The organism is Arcicella aquatica (assembly GCF_034928825.1).
In the GTDB taxonomy this organism is placed as follows: Bacteria; Bacteroidota; Bacteroidia; order Cytophagales; family Spirosomataceae; genus Arcicella; species Arcicella aquatica.
In genome coordinates, this window is sequence record NZ_JAYFUL010000052.1 from 19,666 (window position 1) to 38,649 (window position 18,984).

General features: G+C 35.3%; 17 protein-coding genes. 10 read left to right on the plus strand and 7 right to left on the minus strand.

Going from position 1 to position 18,984, the window contains the following annotated elements:
• Window positions 1-195 precede the first annotated feature (195 nt).
• Window positions 196-3,051: a DNA polymerase I gene (gene polA, locus VB264_RS21325; RefSeq protein ID WP_323252798.1), complete on the minus strand. Its 2,856-nt coding sequence runs from the start codon at window positions 3,049-3,051 to the stop codon at window positions 196-198.
• A gap of 123 nt (window positions 3,052-3,174) precedes the next feature.
• Here polA and VB264_RS21330 point away from each other — a divergent pair, with 123 nt between their 5' ends.
• Together VB264_RS21330 and VB264_RS21335 are read left to right on the plus strand one after the other, a co-directional pair.
• The gene (locus tag VB264_RS21330) at window positions 3,175-4,377 is read left to right on the plus strand and encodes an AAA family ATPase (protein WP_323252800.1); all 1,203 of its coding nucleotides are present in this window, start codon (window positions 3,175-3,177) and stop codon (window positions 4,375-4,377) included.
• Between the two features lie 31 nt (window positions 4,378-4,408).
• Window positions 4,409-4,903, plus strand: coding sequence for a hypothetical protein (locus tag VB264_RS21335; protein ID WP_323252802.1), 495 nt, complete (start codon window positions 4,409-4,411; stop codon window positions 4,901-4,903).
• Window positions 4,904-4,957: 54 nt separating this feature from the next.
• Here the strand turns inward: VB264_RS21335 and VB264_RS21340 are convergent, their stop codons facing one another.
• Window positions 4,958-5,125 carry a hypothetical protein gene (locus VB264_RS21340; protein WP_309914503.1) on the minus strand — a complete coding sequence of 56 codons (168 nt, stop codon included), beginning with the start codon at window positions 5,123-5,125 and terminating at the stop codon, window positions 4,958-4,960.
• 18 nt (window positions 5,126-5,143) lie between these two features.
• Window positions 5,144-6,394, minus strand: coding sequence for a peptidase T (gene pepT, locus VB264_RS21345; RefSeq protein WP_323252804.1), 1,251 nt, complete (start codon window positions 6,392-6,394; stop codon window positions 5,144-5,146).
• Between the two features lie 262 nt (window positions 6,395-6,656).
• Between pepT and VB264_RS21350 the strand changes: the two genes are divergently transcribed.
• The 7 genes from VB264_RS21350 to VB264_RS21380 all read left to right on the plus strand — a co-directional run bounded on the left by VB264_RS21350 (window position 6,657) and on the right by VB264_RS21380 (window position 13,217).
• The gene (locus VB264_RS21350; protein ID WP_323252806.1) at window positions 6,657-7,931 is read left to right on the plus strand and encodes a citrate synthase; all 1,275 of its coding nucleotides are present in this window, start codon (window positions 6,657-6,659) and stop codon (window positions 7,929-7,931) included.
• Window positions 7,932-8,098: 167 nt separating this feature from the next.
• Window positions 8,099-8,686, plus strand: coding sequence for a hypothetical protein (locus VB264_RS21355; protein ID WP_323252808.1), 588 nt, complete (start codon window positions 8,099-8,101; stop codon window positions 8,684-8,686).
• Window positions 8,687-8,736: 50 nt separating this feature from the next.
• Complete coding sequence (locus VB264_RS21360) at window positions 8,737-9,384, plus strand: hypothetical protein (RefSeq protein WP_323252810.1); 648 nt, start codon at window positions 8,737-8,739, stop codon at window positions 9,382-9,384.
• A 143-nt stretch (window positions 9,385-9,527) separates the two neighbouring features.
• Window positions 9,528-9,740: a DUF2683 family protein gene (locus VB264_RS21365; RefSeq protein ID WP_323252812.1), complete on the plus strand. Its 213-nt coding sequence runs from the start codon at window positions 9,528-9,530 to the stop codon at window positions 9,738-9,740.
• The gene (locus VB264_RS21370; protein WP_323252815.1) at window positions 9,737-10,006 is read left to right on the plus strand and encodes a Txe/YoeB family addiction module toxin; all 270 of its coding nucleotides are present in this window, start codon (window positions 9,737-9,739) and stop codon (window positions 10,004-10,006) included. Before VB264_RS21365 ends, VB264_RS21370 begins: the two co-directional genes overlap by 4 nt.
• Before the next feature lie 264 nt (window positions 10,007-10,270).
• Window positions 10,271-12,418, plus strand: coding sequence for a S9 family peptidase (locus VB264_RS21375; protein WP_323252817.1), 2,148 nt, complete (start codon window positions 10,271-10,273; stop codon window positions 12,416-12,418).
• Window positions 12,419-12,632: 214 nt separating this feature from the next.
• The gene (locus tag VB264_RS21380; RefSeq protein WP_323252819.1) at window positions 12,633-13,217 is read left to right on the plus strand and encodes an outer membrane beta-barrel protein; all 585 of its coding nucleotides are present in this window, start codon (window positions 12,633-12,635) and stop codon (window positions 13,215-13,217) included.
• Between the two features lie 58 nt (window positions 13,218-13,275).
• Here the strand turns inward: VB264_RS21380 and VB264_RS21385 are convergent, their stop codons facing one another.
• Window positions 13,276-13,833 carry a septal ring lytic transglycosylase RlpA family protein gene (locus VB264_RS21385; RefSeq protein ID WP_323252822.1) on the minus strand — a complete coding sequence of 186 codons (558 nt, stop codon included), beginning with the start codon at window positions 13,831-13,833 and terminating at the stop codon, window positions 13,276-13,278.
• A gap of 842 nt (window positions 13,834-14,675) precedes the next feature.
• Between VB264_RS21385 and VB264_RS21390 the strand changes: the two genes are divergently transcribed.
• The gene (locus tag VB264_RS21390; RefSeq protein ID WP_323252824.1) at window positions 14,676-15,515 is read left to right on the plus strand and encodes an SH3 domain-containing protein; all 840 of its coding nucleotides are present in this window, start codon (window positions 14,676-14,678) and stop codon (window positions 15,513-15,515) included.
• A 521-nt stretch (window positions 15,516-16,036) separates the two neighbouring features.
• Here the strand turns inward: VB264_RS21390 and acs are convergent.
• The 3 genes from acs to VB264_RS21405 all read right to left on the minus strand — a co-directional run.
• Window positions 16,037-17,950, minus strand: a complete 1,914-nt coding sequence (gene acs / locus VB264_RS21395; RefSeq protein WP_323252828.1) for an acetate--CoA ligase — start codon at window positions 17,948-17,950, stop codon at window positions 16,037-16,039.
• Window positions 17,951-18,208: 258 nt separating this feature from the next.
• Window positions 18,209-18,595 (minus strand): response regulator, encoded by a 387-nt coding sequence (locus tag VB264_RS21400; protein ID WP_309914481.1) that lies wholly within the window; start codon window positions 18,593-18,595, stop codon window positions 18,209-18,211.
• A gap of 43 nt (window positions 18,596-18,638) precedes the next feature.
• Window positions 18,639-18,984, minus strand: a 346-nt coding sequence (locus tag VB264_RS21405) for an ATP-binding protein (protein WP_323252826.1), incomplete at its 5' end; no start/stop codon positions are given.

The following is an 18,984-nucleotide window of genomic DNA, read 5'->3' on the forward strand; positions in this document are numbered from 1 at the left end:
CAAATATTATTCTGCGAAAGACCTCATCACCAACCCCTCTCCTTCAGAGAAGGGGCTTTTTGAGCTCACCCCCAACCCCTCTCCTTCAGAGAGGGGTTGGGGGTGAGGTTTCAAACCAAAGAATATTTGGCAATGGTTTTCTTTTTGGACAGCCCCGTCATTGTTCACTCCTCGTGCCAAACGCTACACTCCAAATCAATGTGCTTCTAACCAATTCAAGCCAACGCCCATACCTGTTTCCATTTTTACAGGGAAAGGAAGCGCATTTACCATCAGTTCATTGACTTTTTCTTTCATCAATTCCAGTTCTGATTTATGTACATCGAATACTAATTCGTCATGCACTGTCAGAATCATGCGTGATTGCAATTTTTCTTCTTTGATAAAGTTGTTAACTTTAATCATCGCCAACTTAATCATATCCGCTGCCGACCCTTGAATCGGTGCGTTTACGGCGTTACGTTCGGCAAAACCACGCTCTACCATGTTGTTTGAATTGATGTCACGCAGATAACGTCTTCTTCCCAAAATGGTTTCTACATACCCTTTATCACGGGCATCGATTACAGCAGTATCCATGTATCGTTTAATGGCTGGGAACTCTCGCCAGTAGCTATCAATAATTTCTTTGGCTTCAGTTCTAGAAATAGCAATCTGTTGTGCCAAACCAAAAGCCGAAACGCCATAGATAATACCAAAGTTTACGGTTTTGGCTTTTCTACGCATATCAGAGGTTACTTCATCCAAACTTACATTGAATACCTTGGCGGCAGTAGTTGCGTGAATATCTCGCCCTTGGTTAAAGGCTTCAATCATCGATTCGTCTTTGGCAACAGCCGCCATGATACGTAATTCTATTTGCGAGTAATCGGCCGAAAGAATTAAAAAGTCATCATTTTTAGGAATAAACGCCTTTCTGATTTCACGACCTCGTGCTGTACGAATAGGAATATTTTGCAAGTTAGGATTGGTACTTGACAAACGACCAGTAGCGGTAACAGCCTGATTAAAAGATGTATGAATACGACCAGTTCGTGGAGAAATCATCAATGGCAGGGCATCTACATACGTAGATTTAAGCTTTTGTAATTCTCTAAAATCCAGAATCTTGCGAGCAATCTCGTGTTCAGATTCCAATTTAGACAATACCTCTTCACCCGTCATATATTGACCAGTCTTCGTCTTTTTGGCTTTAGGGTCAAGTTTTAATTTATCAAATAAAATCTCTCCCAATTGTTTTGGCGAGCCAATATTAAATTCTTGTCCCGCTAATTCAAACACTTTGGTTTGTACTTCCAGCATATCTTTCTCCAAAGTTTTTGACATCACTTTTAAGAAATCTATATCTAGCTTCACGCCCTCCATTTCAATATCACAAAGCACTTGGGTCAGAGGCATTTCTACTTCTTCCAATAGCTTTACTGCACTCGGGTTTTGAGCTAGAATAGGATGCAATTTCCCTTTTAACTGTAAAGTAATATCGGCATCTTCAGCAGCGTATTCTTTGATTTTCTCAAACTCTACCTCACGCATATTGCCTTGTTTAGCACCTTTTTTACCAATCAGCTCTTCAATCGAAACAGGAGTATATTGTAAAAAATCCTCCGCCAGAATATCCATCCCGTGGCGTTTTTCAGGTTCGATGATATAATGTGCCAACATCGTATCATACGTTTTACCTTTTACCTCCACACCATATTGCGAAAGCACCATTAAATCATATTTGATGTTTTGGGCTATCTTCTCAATTTTCTCGTTAGCAAAAATGGGCTTAAATTCATCTACAATGGCTTGAGCTTCTTCTCTGTTTGCTGGAGTAGGTACATAATATGCCTCACCTGCTCGATACGCAAACGACAATCCTACTAATTCGGCTTCTACGGCATCTACACTGGTTGTCTCGGTATCGAAACAAATTTCATCTTGTAAACTCAAAAAATGAATTAATGATTGACGTAGTTCTGGCGTATCAATCAAATGGTATTGATGTACCGTAGTATTGATTGTTGCTTTCTGATGGGATGGATTATCATCTCCTTCGGTCATATCAAAAAGCTCTAATTTCTTTTCTTCCACAATACTTCCGAACAAATCAAACTGCCCAGTCGCCGCTTTTGCTTTCCCAGAAGCAATAGCTTTTTTCGGTTCCGTATTGACAGAAACTTGCTCAGTGCTTTCTTCTCCTAATAATCTCCTGCGTAATGTTCTAAATTCTAGTTCATCTAAAAGTGGAGAAAGTAATTCTTTATTTACCTCACAAACCTTTAAATCTTCCTCATCAAAAGTCACAGGTACTTCACAGTGGATAGTCGCTAGCTCCTTCGATAGCAATCCTTGTTGAGCAAAATTTCTAACATTTTCCTGTTGTTTGCCTTTTAGTTTATCGACATTAGCAATCAAATTTTCTAAAGAACCATACTCTTGAATTAACTTTTGGGCAGTCTTCTCCCCTATCCCCGGAATCCCAGGAATATTATCAGAAGCATCACCCATCAAGCCTAAAGTATCTATCACTTGCGAAACATTCAGAATTCCCCAACGGTCTAGAATCTCTTTTACACCCAGTACCTCCGCTGGTTTGCCCATAAAGGCAGGCTTATACATAAAAATACGTTCTTCTACGAGCTGACCGTAATCTTTATCGGGTGTCATCATATAAATCTCCATATCTTCATGCTCACGAGCAGCCCTTTTGGCAATCGTTCCGATAATATCATCGGCTTCGTAACCCTCCATGATTAACATGGGGATATTCATGGCAGCACAAAGACGTTTGATATAAGGAATGGCAATGGTAATATCTTCTGGTTGAGCCTGACGCTGAGCCTTGTAAGCTTCAAACTGAATGTGTCTGAAAGTCGGAGCAGCCGTATCAAAAGCCACACCAAGGTGCGTAGGTTTTTCCTTAGTGAGTACTTCCAACAAAGTATTAGTAAACCCAAACACCGCACTGGTATTCAGTCCTTTAGAAGTAATACGAGGAGTTTTCTGGAAAGCAAAGTGCGCACGATAAATCAAGGCCATTGCGTCGAGAAGAAATAGTTTTTTCATCTGATTGTAACGAAGAGTATATGTCTTGAAAGACAAGATTTCCTCAAAAATACCAAAATCTATTGGTTCTGTTTCATGAAGATTGAAAAGATGGTTAATATTGTGTAAATAAATGAAAAGAAGATGAACGAGAAATTGATTGTAAAGAATTTTGGTCCCATCAAAAATGCGGAATTAGACTTAAAGAAAGTCACCATTTTCATTGGCCCACAAGGAAGCGGAAAATCGTCTTTGGCTAAGTTGATAGCAATATTTAATAATAGTCAGTTTTTATCTGATGCATATATTGGAAAAAGTAATGATGATTATTTTTCTAAATATCAAGCACAACATTTTATAAAAAAAGAGTCATTTGTTACCTATGAAAACAGTAATTATAAAGCGATTTATAATTCTGGACAATTGCTAGATTTAACAATACTTAATTTAATAATAAATGAAGAAAAAAAGATTTCATTTGTTTTAAACAAGTTAAAAGATGACTTACAACGAATAAAAGACTTTAGCTCTAATAACAGTGATGCCGAAAGAATAGTACTTTATGCTTTTCAGAATATATTAAATGAAGATATAAGGAAACTTACCTCAAAAGTAAAATACATTCCAACAGATAGGCTTCTGATTTCTTCCATTTCAGATTCCCTTTTAGGATTACTAAGAGCAGAAGTTGCATTACAAAAAAGTACGATAGAATTTGGTGCAGATTTTGAAATTTCTCGACAAAGTAGTCCAACACTTTTAATTGATTATTTGAATATTACTTATAAATATGAAAATGGTAGGAACTTAGTTTTTCATAATGATACTGATTCTGTTCCACTTTCGGCAAGTGCCAGTGGCTTTCAATCAACTATTCCAGTCCATTTAGCTGTAGAACATTTTTCAAAAGAAGACAATACTTACTTTATCATCGAAGAACCTGAACTAAACCTTTTTCCAACTACTCAAAAAAGTCTAGTAGCTTATTTAGCTGATAAATGTACCACTGGAAATAATGAGTTATTGATAACAACACATAGCCCTTATGTACTGAGTGCTTTAAATAATTTACTTTTTGCCTACCAAGTAGCTAAAGTATTACCTGAAAAAGCCAATGAAATAGCCCAAATTATTCCAAAAGAGCAGTGGCTTAATCCAGAAGACTTTGCTGCTTATTACGTAGGCGAAGATGAAGAAGGGAATATAGGCGGAGTACGCTCTATTTTCAATAGCAAAACTGGCTTAATTGGTGAAAATGAATTAGACAGTATCTCTGAAGAACTAGGAGATGAATTTGATGCTTTAATGAATATCTACAGAACTAGAAAACGTGAGACAGTTAATTAATAACACCTTTCCTTGCCAAACAGGCAATTGTATGGAAATCAGAACAGAAACAGTATTTTGGGTGGACGAATATCCAAACAACTATAATATTTCTACACCAACAGGGAAATCATTTGTCATGACACAAACAAATGATGAATTACTTTTCACGGTGAAAAATGAGCAAGCCAAAGAAATTACATTCCTTGCTATTGATAAAGGTATTTTTCTGGACACTCCTAATTTTCCATTTCAGAAATGCGACTTTGCTTTATTTGATGATTCCCGTTTCTGTTTTGTCGAATGTAAAGACTCTGTAGCAAAACAACGCTCCAAAGAAAGGAACAGTGCTTTCAACCAATTAAAAGAGACAATTTTAGTTTTCAAAAATAATATTGACTTTAGTGATTATGAGATAGAGGCACAAGTGAGCCTTAAAGCAAGAAGAGTATATCCACGTCAAAGTTGTTCTAGAGAAGATAAAGTAAAAGAATTTGAAGATGAACTTAATGTAGCACTTTATGAGAATAATGAGATAACATTTTAATAGAATAACGGCTGTCTCCCTCCCAGAAAACAGCCGTTATTTCTTTACATCCTTTCAATACTCATCTTTCAACATCTTTACAAAATCATCTTCATAGGCTTTTAGCGCCTTTAATAATGCTTGTAATTCGTTGTATTCCGACGAGCCTTTTTTGGCATTGTAAAGTTTGTCTGCTCGTTCCGAGGCCTTTTCGTATTCAGCTTCGTTTTTAATCTTTATCATCTGATTTATCGGTAATTGTTATTGAGTTTTTTCTTCCCAAATTTTACACAAATTTATAATAGTTTTCGTAGCTTTTTCCATATCCTGTACAGAAACCCATTCGTGTTTTCCATGAAATGCATGTTCGCCTGCAAAAATATTTGGGCAGGGCAATCCCATAAACGAAAGCCTTGATCCATCTGTACCTCCCCTGATGCTCATCTGTTTAGCTTCGATGCCACTTCTTTGAATAGCTTCTAAAGCATAGGCCGTTACTTGTGGTGTTTTGTCCAATACTTCCTTCATATTGCGGTATTGTTCAAATACTTCAAAGATAGCTTTTGAATGTGGATAATTAGCCAAAACGCCCTCCATTATTTCTTTCAATTTAGCTTCGTGGGCATGTAATTTTTCTTCAGAAAAATCGCGGATGATAAATTCAATCGTAGCTGTTTCTACCATGCCCGAAATACCAACAGGGTGGATAAAACCTTCCATGCCTTCAGTAGTTTCTGGCGATAGACTATCTTTTGGAAGATTAGCCACAATATCTGCTGCAATTTTTAACGCACTTTCCATTCTGCCTTTGGCAAAACCAGGGTGTTGACTTACGCCATGAATCGTGATTTTTACGCCATCAGCCGAAAAAGTTTCATCTTCTAATGAACCTAGTGTTTCGCCATCAATCGTATAGCCAAAATCTGCCCCTAATTTTTGTAAATCTACTGCGGCTGTCCCTCTCCCGATTTCTTCGTCAGGCGTAAATAAAATCTTGATAGTACCATGTGCTATATCAGGATTATTGACTAAATGATAAGCCGCATCCATTATCTCGGCTACCCCTGCTTTATTGTCTGCACCCAATAAAGTTGTCCCGCTTGCCGTTATAATATCGTTACCATATTGATAAGCCAAATCTGGATGTTCTGTCAATTTAAGGATTTGTGAATGATCATCAGGTAAAACAATATCATGTCCTTGATAGTTAGGATGAATAATAGGTTTTACGCCTGCACCCGAACAGTCGGGGGAAGTATCCACATGTGAACAAAAGCAAATGACAGGAACATTTTTGGCTGAATTGCTAGGAATAGTAGCATAAACATAGCCAAATTCGTCTAAATGGGCATCTTTCACACCCATTTCAATCAATTCCTGAACTAAAACTTTGCTTAAATCCTTTTGTTTTAAGGTAGAAGGTTGAGAAGAAGAATTGGGGTCAGACTGCGTATCAATTTGTACGTATCTCAAAAATCTTTCTGTCGATGTATTTTTATAATTAGTTAACATTTAGCGTGTTTTAAATTGTCTGTTTAATTATTAAGGTATTTTATTTACAAAGGTAACAAAGGTTTAAATTTTCGTGATTAACTTGCGACGAGATTATTGCAGAATATAAGGTTCTTATTGAAAAATAGAATTTTTTCAACAACTATCTAAATTTTGCAAAGAAAAACCGACTTATCCATTAGAAAGAGGATTTTTCATTTAATTTCGTATCAACAAAATAAAAACATATTTTTTCAAGATAAAGCCCAATAAATTATAGGTTATGTCAGAATTTGCAGAACTCTCGTTAGGTGACAAAAAGTATCAATTTCCTGTAATAACAGGAAGTGAAGATGAAAAAGCAATTGATATTGCCAAACTCCGTGATGAAACAGGTCATATCACCATTGATTCTGGTTACAAAAACACTGGAGCAACAAAAAGTGCTATTACGTTTTTGGACGGTGAACTAGGGATTCTTCGTTATAGAGGTTATTCTATCGAAGAATTAGCAGAAAAAGCTACTTTCTTGGAAGTTGCTTATTTGTTAATCTACGGTGAACTACCCACTACAGAGCAATATGCCGCCTTCGAAAACGAAATCAAAATGCACACCATCGTTAACGAGGATATGCGTAAAATTTTTGAAGGTTTCCCTGTAAATGCACACCCTATGGGCGTACTTTCTGCAATGGTTTGTGCAATGTCTGCTTTCTACACAGGCGACAAAGCGGGGGCTGATGAATTAAACATTATTCGTTTAATGGCTAAAATGCCTTCAATGGCTACTTGGTCTTACAAAAAGTCTCAAGGTCACCCAGTAAATTATCCAAACAACTCGTTGGATTATTGTTCAAATTTCTTGAACATGATGTTTGCTTTACCAGTTGCTCCTTACCATGTTAATCCTGTGGTGTCGGCAGCTTTAAATAAATTATTGATTCTTCATGCTGACCACGAACAAAACTGTTCTACTTCTACAGTTCGTTTAGTAGGTTCTTCTCATGCTAGTTTATATGCTTCAATTTCGGCAGGTATCAATGCACTTTCTGGTCCATTACATGGTGGAGCAAACCAAGAAGTAATTGAAATGCTTGAGGCTATCAAAGCAGATGGTGGTGATACTTCTAAGTACATTGCTATGGCGAAAGATAAAAACTCTGGTTTCCGTTTGATGGGCTTTGGTCACCGTGTTTATAAAAACTTTGACCCTCGTGCTAGAATCATCAAAAAAGCAGCAGATGATGTGTTAGCAGCTTTAGGTATCAATGATCCAGTATTGAAAATTGCTTCAGAATTAGAAGCAGCAGCTTTAAGTGACGAATACTTCGTAGCACGTAAGTTATATCCAAACGTAGATTTTTACTCAGGTATCATCTACCGTGCTTTAGGAATTCCAACTGATATGTTTACAGTGATGTTTGCGATTGGTCGTCTTCCAGGTTGGATAGCTCAATGGAAAGAAATGAAAGCTAACAAAGAGCCTATCGGTCGCCCACGCCAAGTATATGTAGGAGCTACTGAACGTGCTTATGTTAATCTTGCTGAAAGAAAATAGTTTTTCTTAATAGATTATTGAAAGAGGTGTTTTGCGATAAGTGAGACACCTCTTTTTTGGTTTTTAGGGATTGTGCTGTGTTTAAACCGTAGCTTGTGACACTATAACATTTCGCTTATTTTAGACTTAGGTACATATTAAAAATAATCAAATTATATTTTAAAAACATGGCTACTTGTAGAAGAGTTTTAATAAAAGATATTAATAAGGAATTGCTTGTTGAACTGATTAAAAAAAGTTATCCTATTGATAGAATAATAACACTTGATGATGAATATCGAGAGTTATTTTTAGATAAAATGAATTACGCATTTATCGTATTTGACGCTTCTTTGGAAGGTTGGACTGAGTTAGATTTGGATTTTAACTATTCAGTTAAAGAACATGACAATTTTCTTATGAATATATCAAAGAATTATAATACTACTATACTTTTTGGATATGCACAAACAACCAGTGGTGACCAACGATTTTTAGTGTTCAAAAATGGTGAAATGATTCGTCATATTTATCAAAAAGCCTATTACTATCCAAATAGGATTATAATGGAGAGTAATTTTGGAAATAAATCAAGCTATGAAAAGAATTTTCAATATCCTGAACTTGGACAGAATATAAGGGGTTTTAAATTTTTAGATTTCTATGATGACATGCAAAAAATGTTTAGGGATTATGGATATGATGGAGCAAAAGTAAAAGAATTTGATGAAAAATATTTACACATTGAATATCTTAGTGGTCGTAATTGGGATTGAAAATAGCTAGTGAGCAAAATTTTATGTATTTGAAAGATGGTCATTATATTATGTCGAATATATCTGACAATAATAAAATAGAATTTTACAAGTTTTTAAATGGAGATATTTCTATTGCTGACTTCGAAAAATTCATCTATTCACAAACTGATTTAGAACATCAACTTGATGAGAAAATATATTTAGAGCTTATTCTTTTCAATTTCAATGACAAATATATAAAGGTACTATTGTCAGACTTTATAAAAGAATATATTATTGACGAAGGACAATATGAAACTTGGAAGCTAAAAATTATTTTGGTAGACCTCATTGCTGACCAGCATAATTTACACATTTATCTTGATAAATTATATCATTTGTATTGTGGGATTTATCAAGACAATGGGGTAAGAAAATATGAATTCAAATTTTTAAGTCATCTTGGTTTAAATTATTTATATTGGATGGACAAAGAGTATTTTAAAACACACTCTAGTTCTTCCAATTGGGAAGTTAAATACGAAAAATACTTTGCAGAGTTTGAATTTTATCATCAACAGCTTAAACCATTTGCAATCGATATTTTAGCAGCATTAAACAATAAAGAAATACAAATATTAAATGACGGGACTTATAGTATAACAGAGAATATAAAACAAAAATTAGAACCTGACAATATTTACAAATTGAAACATCCAAACCAAAACATCCATTAATAGTCTCTCACTAGTCTTAGATTTGTATTTTTAAGACCAGTGGAATATTACTATTTCTGCTTGTCATATATCTTGATTATACTTTATTTTGTACTAATTTTGATTTATAGTTTGAAGATTCAAATTCTATCCCACATTCAGTCATGAAACAGGTAACGCTCAATATTCCCGAAAATAAGTTTGCTTTTTTTATGCAGTTAATTAACTCTTTGAACTTTGTTCAAGTGACTGACCCTAAAAGCGAGTACAACCCTGAATTTGTAGATAAGATTAAACAAAGCCGACAAGAGTATAAAGACGGTAATTTTATAAGTGTTGAAAAAGAAAATCTTAAAGACTTTTTAGGTATTGAATGAGTTATCGCATAGATTTTACTAAGCAAGCCCAAAACGATATTGATTTTCATAAAAAATCGGGCAATAAAGCAGTTATTAAAAAGCTACTCACACTCTTAGAAGAACTCGCAGAACATCCATTTACAGGTACAGGAAAGCCCGAACCTCTTAAATATGATTTGGTTGGGCTATGGTCTCGACGTATCAATCATGAGCATCGCCTCGTTTATGAAGTAGTAGGCGATACCATCGTCATTATCATCGCTTCGAAAGGACATTATCAATAAAAATCAATACCTAGTGTGAGTAGTGACATAACATCAGTTACGACTTAAAAACTAAATCGTGGTCTGTGCCACAGAACATGGTTTATCAATTTTCTAAAATTCAAAGAATATCTCACCCAAAAACATTACTGGCTAATTCTTGGAACGGGCAAATGCTCTATGTGTTTTTAGTTCTTAGGAAATCCTAAGACCAGTACTTAAACCAATGAGGGAATACAGCCTTTTTTTATTAGATTTGTTAAAATCTAAAATCCTTCATCAATCATGAAAAAAACGCTTCTATTTTTAGTATTACTGTTATCTCATCTATCTTTTGCACAGAAAGGAAAGGAGAAAATTTTGGTTACCGACATGACCAAAATCAAACAAGCGGGCAATGTGTCTATCTCGCCCGATGGCAAAAGAGCCATTTACGTGCTAAGAACCAACGAAGGCAACGAAACTGATAAACTAGACTTTGATTATCGCTCGCATTTATGGCTTACTGATTTCCAGAATGTTAAACAGTTAACTCGCGGTACTGAAAGTGTTGGCGGTGCTACATGGTCGGCAGATAGCAAACAGATTGCTTTTGCTCGAAATGTAAAAGGTAAATCGCAAATATTTATTATGCCCTTGGATGGTGGAGAGGCTTATCAATTAACAGACTTCAAATACGGTGCTAATAATCCCCAATGGTCGCCAGATGGCTCTAAGATTCTCTTTTCAATAAGCGTTACTTTTTCAGATATTCTGAAAGATTCCTTGTTGAATCCTAACAAAAAACTCCCTTCTTGGTCGATTGAAAAAGCTGGTTTTAAAAACAACGATTTCTTGAAAGGTGATAAAAAGATTAAAGCTAATCCAAACGGAAGCATCGAAGAAATCAGGGCTTATCTTGAAAAAGATGTGGAAGACAAAAAAGCTAAGGTGATTAACCGTCTGAATTTTCAAGGAGAATCAACCACTGAACCTGAAATTCGTTTTAGCTTATTGTTTGTGATTGATGCGAAAGAAGGAGCAAAACCTGTTCAGATAACAAAAGGCTTCTGGTCGTATAGTGGTGGAACGTGGTCGGCTGATAGTAAAAAACTATATGCTTCGAGCGGTAGAGATAGTTTACAACACCCCGACCGTGAGCTTAATTCAGCTATCGTTTTATTAAATGCTGATGGTTCGGGTTCAAAACAGCTTATTGCTGAAAAAGGTATTTCGTATAGTGGTGCTACGCCATCGCCTGATGGAAAATTGTTGATTGCTACGATGTCGAAAACAGATTGGTTAGGATTCAATCAAATTATTTTAGCCAATGCCGATGGTACGAATAAAACAAATGTTGTATTTGATAGGGCTGCCAATAATTTTGAATGGACAGATGACAGTAAGTATGTTTATTTTACGGCAAGCTCAAACGGGGGTACTCCTATCTATCGATTAGATGTTCAAAGCAAGAAAATAGAAAGATTAAGCGATTTTGATTCAGGCGTTAGCAGTTTTGACATTTCTAAAGAACGTATCGTTTTTGCAAAAACAGAAGTAAAAAATCCTTCTGAATTATATACTGCTGATGTATTGATGAAAAACGCCATCAAATTAAGTGCGCATAATGATGAATGGTTACAAAATAAAGCCTTGAGTTTTCCTGAGAAAAGGGTTTACAAAAACGCTAAAGGACAGTCGGTAGAATACTGGATTATGAAGCCTAGTAACTATGAAGCTGGTAAAAAATATCCTTTATTGTTAAACATGCATGGTGGACCAACGGCGATGTGGGGACCGGGTGAGGGCTCGATGTGGCATGAATTTCAATATTTCTGTGCACAAGGATATGGACTTGTTTATGCTAATCCAAGAGGTTCTGGGGGATATGGGAAAGATTTCCAGTTTTCAAATTATCAAGATTGGGGTAAAGGGCCTACGGAAGATGTATTAGCTGCTGCAAGCGATGCCGCTAAAGAAAGTTGGGCTGATACTTCTAAACAGGTAATCACGGGTGGTTCGTATGCTGGTTATTTAACGGCATGGATTATTTCACACGACCACCGTTTCAAGGCTGCCTTTGCACAAAGAGGCGTTTATGAACTCTCTACCTTTATGGGCGAAGGTAACGCTTGGCGACTAACGCCTAATTATTTCGGGGGTTATCCTTGGGAAGAAAATATCAAACCTATCTTAGCACGGGAATCTCCTTATACGTATGTTGATAAAATCAAAACGCCGTTTTTAATCAAGCATGGTGAAAATGATTTAAGAACTGGCGTCATACAATCTGAAATGATGTATAAATCATTAAAAATTATGGGTAAAGAAGTAGAATATGTACGAATGCCTGGGGGAACACACGAGCTTTCGAGATCTGGGAATGTTCGCCAGAAAATTGATAGAATGCTGAGAATTTATGAATTCTTTGAAAGATATATCGGAACAAAGTAAGTAAATAAAGTATTTTGATAGCTAAATGGGGAAAATCAACATGATTTTCCCCATTTCTTTTTTGCCCATTTATTTATTAAAAGACGTATATCTGTGTAATCGTGTAAAAAATGCCACACATTAATGGAATTATTAAGATGGAATAGCTTTTTTCTATACCTCTACATCAAACAGAAGAATGATATTTCTATCTCTTCATTAAAATTATTAAAATATGAAAAAGCTATTTTTAACATTCGCCATCTTAGCCACGGCTTTAGTTGCTACAACTCAGAAAGCTGCCGCACAATTCTCATTAGGTATTCATGGTTCATATTTTGCACCTGATGCTAAAGGTGCGAAAGGTCTTTATGGTGGTGGTTTACAAGCAAAAGTATTTGTAACTGAACAATTTGCGATTGGTGTGGGTGTAAAATCTATCCAAGAAGAATTTAAAGGCACTGGTTACGAGTTCACTAATACCATTATTCCTGTTACTGGGATGCTTGAATACTATTTAACAAAAGGTATTGTTCGTCCATATATTGGTGCTGAAGCGGGAGTTTTTACGTCAAAAGTAAAAGGAAATGTATTAGGTGTAAGTTCTGAAAGTAGTTCTTCAAAATTCGGAGCAGCTCCAAAATTTGGTATCGCTATTCCAATCGGGAACCTAGGTATTTTTGCGGAAGGTAGTTATAACTTTATCTTCGATAACAAAAACGGAAATGATAACGGCTCACCTACAAATGCAGACTTTAGTACTTCTTCTAAATTCTTCATGGTAAATGCAGGTTTGACTTTCGGATTCGGAGGAAAATAATTCAAGTGATTAGCTTTAATCATAAAAAATGCTTCGCTGTTCGGCGAAGCATTTTTTTTTATTCTTTTACGGGTAAACTCATTGGTCTGGTAGCAGTTGAATCCAACCTAAACCTTCCCTCTGAATCTCTGACAACCATCATATACATTGGTTTTCTGCTTAATAACACATCAACCATTGATGTTTGTTGAGTACTATCTACACCCATTGGTGTTTCATCTTCCTCTTCATTCAAACTCACAACACCATCACCAAAAGAAAGTACTTTAATCTTAACTGAGGCTGTTCCTAAGCCTATCAACCCTAAATCTTTAGCCGCTGCATAAGAAACATCCAAAACTCTTCCTCTACTATGTGGCCCTCTGTCGTTTACTTTTACTACCGTCACCAAACCATTTGAAGGATTGGTTACTTCTAATAAAGTACCAAATGGAAGGTATTTATGAGCAGCGGTTCTGCGAGTGGCTTTGTAGCGTTGACCGCTTGAAGTTTTTCGCCCTTCGAACTTACTAGCATAATACGAAATCTTTCCATGTAAAGTCTTCTTAGGTTTGGAAGGAGTTGATAAACTAGTAATTGTGGCTGTAAAAAGCAGGAAAACTGTTTTTAAAATCATAATAACATATTTAGAAACCTACCGCAAAAGCCTAGCGATGTAGTACAATTGATATTGAAAAAGATTATATCAAATCGTTTTACAATAAGGGTTTCGTGAAACAATCATTTAATATTCAGATACGCTACCGTTAACTTAAACCTTAAAAAATTGCAAAAAAAATTCACCAAATACTATTTCTTTAAATACCATTTGTTAAATCAAGGCTGCAATTTACACTTTTTTATCCAAAAAACAGCCCTTTACTTACTCTCATTCCTTAACCAGTATTCTCCCAAACTTATAAAACTAGGTTAATATCCTAATTCCTTATCTTTTTTCACTGAAATCACATTCTTACCAATTTTCTAAATTAGCTGATTATCAGCACTTTTCAAATTTATAATCCTGTATTAACAAAAAAATACTTATAGAGACATCAGTATACTTAAAAGCATCTAGGGATATTAAATCTAATTCCTCTTAAAAAAAAAATTGAATCTCATATCAAAGAAAAGCACAACTGCTCTGCGTAGTATTTCACTACTCATTGTGGTCGTCAATCTAATGATTGGCAAAAAACGAAAGCATTTTATAAAGCGTTGGATAGAGGGAAATTCAATACTGAAACTAAAGTATACCTTATTAACAATTATTGTTCCAAGCCTAGAGGCGTGGAAAAGCAAAGAGCAACTTGGAAATACATAAAATGCAGTGCATTTTTGCAATGTAACATTGCAACATACTCAGACGTAGTGAAATGATCCTACGCCAAGCAAGGGTACAATAATTAGCACAAAAAATTATTCAGAAAATATATTTAATTACAATAACAGTCAGTTTAACTAAAATCATTAAAATAAATGAAATACAAATTCTTAATATTCCTTTTCCCTCTACTACTTTATTTAGAAAGTACTTTTTCTCAAAGAACAAACAGTAATCATGTTAACGTAAAAGGGTATTATCGAAGCAATGGTACTTATGTTAAGCCTCATATTAGAACAACACCTAACAATACAATTAGCGATAATTTCTCTACTTACGGTAATGTAAATCCATACACAGCCAAACCAGGCTGGGTAAAAGGAGAAAAAAACATTTTAAATCCATCAAATTACTCTAAAGATATTGATGGAGCAAATTACATTTACACTTCTAGTAATAAAATTGAGAATGAAATTAATAATATAAAATACAGAAAAACGAAGATAAGCTATGTGAATTCTGACGGACTTAATGTTAGAATTGGCCCTTCAACTAAATTCAAACCTAAAAAAAAATTAAACTTCTTAGAAAAAGTCGAACTAGTAACCAATGTTAATGCTATTTGGGCAAAAATAAACTATATACATAATAATAAAATTGAAGATGGCTATGTTGCCATTAAAGATCTAACAGAACCTAAACTAGGTCTTTTTGAAGTACTTCAAACTGATATTTTATCAATTCAAAAGCTTAATAGTGATTCTTCAATTAGTTTTAGAGAGTTAATTGAATTACATCCTAATACTATTCTGGGGTATATTGATACAGAAAGTTACATAAGAGAATTTCCAACATCCTCATCAAATATATTGGCTACAATTCCTAAAAATTCAAAAGTTATTATCAAATATAAAAGCGACAATAACTATTGGTTTGTTAACTACAATGGACAATTAGGTTTTGTTAATAATGTTTTTATAAGATTCAATCAATGAAAAAATACATTCAAATTACTTAAAGTGACACAATCTTTGAATTGGAAATCTATGCTAGTGCAAGTGTTAACGAAGTGTCACTGTACCTAAAATAGATTTCTTTTTTAACTGAACAAATTCTTTGCTACGTAGTAGTATTTGCCAATCTAACGATTATTTCTATTTCCGTGGCTGGTCTCCCGACCAGTCCACATTGTCTCAAAAAATAAGTGGACTGGTCAGGAGACCAGCCACGGAAACAAAATCAGGTTAATATCTTAATTTATCAACTATTTTCACTTCACCCACCACTCCTATTCCACTAGCAAATTAACTGACTATCAACACTTTACAAATTTCCAAACAATAATTCTCCTACCCTGCCTATCTATCTCCTATCTTTTATGAAGTTTTCACATTAAATTTTCAGAAATTGGCTAGTTTAACAAACTTTAACAAAAAAAATCTATAAAGCATATTTATTAAAAAAGAGGTTTCGCTATCAACGAAACCTCCTCAAAATTCCTTTTTAATCTATTCTACTACAAAGCTCCCGCTTTTATTTCTTCCACTACTGCTGGGTCTAACAAAGTAGAAGTATCACCTAAATTATTGATTTCTCCTTCGGCTACTTTTCTTAGAATCCTTCTCATGATTTTTCCAGAGCGTGTTTTGGGCAGGCCACTTACAAACTGGATTTTATCTGGCTTGGCAATAGGTCCAATTACACGGGTGACAGTCGCCAAAATATCTCTACGGGTTAAGTCAGAATCATCACCTTGCACTTTTTCGCAAATGACATACGCATAGATACCTTGTCCTTTAATATCATGTGGATACCCTACCACCGCAGACTCTACCACACCCAAGTGCATATTAATCGCATTTTCAACCTCTGCCGTACCAATTCTATGACCCGATACATTGATTACATCATCCACACGTCCCGTAATTCTGTAATATCCGTCTTCATCACGCATACAGCCATCGCCTGTAAAATAAAGATTTTTATAGGTAGAAAAATACGTTTGGATACAACGATCATGGTCGCCATAGGTAGTACGAATAATCCCTGGCCACGGGAACTTGATACATAAATTACCCGAAACGCCATTGCCTGTTATCTCCTCTCCTTTTTCATCTACCAAAATTGGTTGTACACCCGGCAAAGGCAGCGTAGCATAAGCTGGTTTTGTTTTGGTAACGCCCGCAATCGGTGAAATCAAAATACCGCCTGTTTCGGTTTGCCACCAAGTATCTACAATCGGGCATTTGCCTTTACCGATATTTTCGTTGTACCAATTCCAAGCTTCTTCGTTGATTGGCTCTCCTACTGAACCTAATACTTTCAACGAACTTAAATCTTTTCCATTGACATAGTCTAACCCAAAGCCCATCAATGAACGAATGGCTGTTGGTGCTGTATATAGAATATCAACTTTGTGCTTATCAATCACATCCCAAAAACGACCTGCATCTGGATAAGTGGGTACGCCTTCAAACATTAAAGAGGTTGCACCATAACATAATGGACCATAAACGATGTACGAATGTCCTGTAATCCAACCAATATCTGCCGTACAAAAATGAACCTGACCTTGCTGATATTGAAAAACATTGGCAAACGTATAGGTAGCATATACCATATAGCCTCCGCAAGTATGTACTACGCCCTTAGGCTTGCCTGTTGAGCCTGAAGTATAAAGGATAAATAACATATCCTCTGCATCCATTTCTTCTGCTGGACAATCAGACGATACTGTTTTAACTTCATTTTCCCACCATACGTCACGTCCTTTCAACATTGAAACGGGTGTGCGTGTACGGGTAGAAACTATTACTTTTTGAACGGATGGACATTGAATTAAGGCATCATCTACGGTAGATTTTAGGCCAATCTCTTTATTTCCTCTGAACGAACCGTCTGAAGTAATAACAATATTACATTGTGCATCGTTGATACGGTCGGCGATTGACTGTGCCGAAAAACCTCCGAAAACTACCGAATGGATTGCCCCGATTCTCGCACAAGCTAATACTGCAATAGCCAATTCTGGAATCATTGGCATGTATATACAAATTCTATCTCCTTTTTTAGCCCCGTGTTTCTTCAATACATTGGCAAACTGACAAACTCTTTGATGAAGCATTTTGTAAGTAAGCGTCACTGATTCCTCATTAGGGTCATTAGATTCCCAAATGATGGCCGCTTGGTCTCCACGGGTTGCCAAATGACGATCAAGTGCATTCTCAGTAATATTCATTTTACCACCAGCAAACCATTTTGTAGTAGCTGTTGTAAAATCCCATTCCAATGTTTTTTTCCAAGGCTTACGCCATTGAAAATTTTGAGCTACCTCTGCCCAAAAACCTTCAGGGTCTGTTACTGACTGATTATATGCTGATTCGTAATCTTCAAAAGAGCTAATTTGTAAATTCATCATTAATTTGGATATATAAATTGTATGATATTGACTCGCTTCAGAATTTAATATTTTGTACCGTAAAAGTACAAGACATTTTTTTTATTCAAATACACTTTTCTAGGTTTTACGCTAAAATAATATAGCTATTCTTACTAAACAAAGTATAGTTTTTTGATTGATATTTTGAACTTTTACCATAAAAGTATCTTATTTTGCTTAAAAACCTATCAATGGCATATCTATAAGGTAAAATACAAAACCTTGTAAGCCCAAGCAGACTCCTGCCTTCTAATTTGAAACAATCCCTAATGCCAAAGTATTGATTTTTGCCACTAATGTTCGTGTTGAAAACGGTTTTGAGACATACAAATCTGCACCAGTCAGATATCCTTTTTCAATATCTGCTTCTTTGTTTTTGGCACTTAAAAACACAATCTTGATATGCTGAAATCGAATGCTTTCTTTGATAATTCTACATACTTCATAGCCATCTACACGGGGCATCATAATATCTAATAGAATAATAGAAGGCACTTCTTTTTCAATAATTTCTAAGGCTTCAGAGCCATCACGTGCGATAAAAACACTGTAGCCTTCTTTCTTCATTAAAAATTCTAAAGACATCAAAATGCTAGGTTCATCATCAACGATTAATACTTTTATTATCTTTTTCATATCTTTATTTCAATAGTATATGTGATTATTATTGATGGGTAAGCTAAACAACCGAAATCATAAAAGTGAATTTCGCACCCTTTCCGACTTCACTTTCTACCCAAATTTCTCCGTTATGTAACTCTACAATCTTTTTGGAAATAGCCAACCCTAAGCCACTTCCGATTGGTTTTTTAATGGTTTGATCTTCTGCTTGAAAAAACTTATCAAAAATCAAGCGTTGGGAATGCTTATCGATTCCAGCACCATTATCTTGCACACTGATATAAATATTAGACATTTTTAACATATATAATCTTGTTTTCGTACAATTTATTAGGCTATTTTCCTGAAATTGTAAAGTCCACAAGCTGTTTTCATAAGATTTTCTCTGAATCCGAATCTGTAAT

What these genes read in the sequence shown, in the direction of transcription:
- polA (WP_323252798.1), bottom strand. Translation starts at nt 3,051, where the DNA reads ATGAAAAAACTATTTCTTCTCGACGCAATGGCCTTGATTTATCGTGCG.
- VB264_RS21330 (WP_323252800.1), top strand. Translation starts at nt 3,175, where the DNA reads ATGAACGAGAAATTGATTGTAAAGAATTTTGGTCCCATCAAAAATGCG.
- VB264_RS21335 (WP_323252802.1), top strand. Translation starts at nt 4,409, where the DNA reads ATGGAAATCAGAACAGAAACAGTATTTTGGGTGGACGAATATCCAAAC.
- VB264_RS21340 (WP_309914503.1), bottom strand. Translation starts at nt 5,125, where the DNA reads ATGATAAAGATTAAAAACGAAGCTGAATACGAAAAGGCCTCGGAACGA.
- pepT (WP_323252804.1), bottom strand. Translation starts at nt 6,394, where the DNA reads ATGTTAACTAATTATAAAAATACATCGACAGAAAGATTTTTGAGATAC.
- VB264_RS21350 (WP_323252806.1), top strand. Translation starts at nt 6,657, where the DNA reads ATGTCAGAATTTGCAGAACTCTCGTTAGGTGACAAAAAGTATCAATTT.
- VB264_RS21355 (WP_323252808.1), top strand. Translation starts at nt 8,099, where the DNA reads ATGGCTACTTGTAGAAGAGTTTTAATAAAAGATATTAATAAGGAATTG.
- VB264_RS21360 (WP_323252810.1), top strand. Translation starts at nt 8,737, where the DNA reads ATGTCGAATATATCTGACAATAATAAAATAGAATTTTACAAGTTTTTA.
- VB264_RS21365 (WP_323252812.1), top strand. Translation starts at nt 9,528, where the DNA reads ATGAAACAGGTAACGCTCAATATTCCCGAAAATAAGTTTGCTTTTTTT.
- VB264_RS21370 (WP_323252815.1), top strand. Translation starts at nt 9,737, where the DNA reads ATGAGTTATCGCATAGATTTTACTAAGCAAGCCCAAAACGATATTGAT.
- VB264_RS21375 (WP_323252817.1), top strand. Translation starts at nt 10,271, where the DNA reads ATGAAAAAAACGCTTCTATTTTTAGTATTACTGTTATCTCATCTATCT.
- VB264_RS21380 (WP_323252819.1), top strand. Translation starts at nt 12,633, where the DNA reads ATGAAAAAGCTATTTTTAACATTCGCCATCTTAGCCACGGCTTTAGTT.
- VB264_RS21385 (WP_323252822.1), bottom strand. Translation starts at nt 13,833, where the DNA reads ATGATTTTAAAAACAGTTTTCCTGCTTTTTACAGCCACAATTACTAGT.
- VB264_RS21390 (WP_323252824.1), top strand. Translation starts at nt 14,676, where the DNA reads ATGAAATACAAATTCTTAATATTCCTTTTCCCTCTACTACTTTATTTA.
- VB264_RS21400 (WP_309914481.1), bottom strand. Translation starts at nt 18,595, where the DNA reads ATGAAAAAGATAATAAAAGTATTAATCGTTGATGATGAACCTAGCATT.